This window comes from Oleiphilus sp. HI0067 (assembly GCF_001635735.1).
The window spans coordinates 1-1,053 of record NZ_LWFI01000004.1; the positions used below are offsets into that span (position 1 = coordinate 1).

At 46.7% G+C, this 1,053-nt stretch carries 2 protein-coding genes; both read right to left on the reverse strand.

What is annotated here, in order from left to right; all coding sequences use genetic code 11:
* The coding region (locus A3739_RS00325; RefSeq protein WP_156502192.1) for a TRAM domain-containing protein at window positions 1-187 on the reverse strand (187 nt) is incomplete at its 3' end.
* A 38-nt stretch (window positions 188-225) separates the two neighbouring features.
* Window positions 226-1,053 (reverse strand): cysteine synthase CysM (gene cysM, locus A3739_RS00330; RefSeq protein ID WP_068499700.1); only part of this gene is annotated, 828 nt, incomplete at its 5' end.

Genomic DNA, 1,053 nt, shown 5'->3' on the forward strand with positions numbered 1-1,053 from the left:
TCAACTCATCAAATTTGCCGCGCTTTTCGACATATACCGCAGAGACTTTCTCTCCTGGTAATGCCGCATCAACAAACTGGGTTTTTCCGTCTAATTTGGCAATCCCGCGCCCTTCATGACTTAAGCCTCCAGTAATGTCACATTCAATTGGATCTACAGGAAGCTTTTTTCTGCGTCTTCTCGCCATAATATGTTCAGTCTTCTAAGTAATTAATTGCAGGTTGTCTATTTCGCAAACACGCCTGAAGAGAGATAGCGGTCACCTCGGTCACAAATAATGGCGACAATTACCGCATTTTCAAGTTCTTGATTTAGTTGCAATGCCGCTGCAACAGAGCCACCGGAAGAGACCCCGCAAAAGATGCCTTCCTTTTCGGCAAGCAGACGCATTGTGTCTTCGGCTTCTTGCTGTCCCATATCAACAATGCGATCGACACGTGTCTCGTCAAAAATAGTTGGCAAGTACTCTTTTGGCCAACGACGAATACCGGGGATCGATGCTTCGTCTTCAGGCTGTAGGCCAATAATCTGAATATCTGGATTCTGCTCTTTGAAGTAACGTGAGCAGCCCATAATCGTGCCCGTAGTTCCCATAGAACTAACAAAGTGCGTAATTTTTCCTTCACTTTGACGCCAGATCTCAGGCCCTGTGCCTTGATAGTGCGCAAGCGGGTTATCTAAATTGCCAAACTGATTGAGAACTAAGCCTTTGCCCTCAGCTTGCATTCTTAATGCAAGGTCACGCGCGCCTTCCATGCCTTCTTCTGAGGTTACGGGAATCAAAGTCGCGCCATAAGCAGACATTGAAGCTTTTCGTTCTTCTGTCGCGTTGTCCGGCATGATCAAAATCATCTTGTAACCCTTGATTGCCGCAGCCATAGCAAGCGCGATTCCAGTATTGCCACTCGTCGCTTCAATTAAGGTATCGCCAGGCTTTATATCACCGCGTTCTTCAGCGCGTTGAATCATGCTCAGTGCGGGACGGTCTTTCACAGATCCTGCAGGGTTATTACCTTCTAGCTTTAATAAAATCGTATTGGACGTATTTCCCGC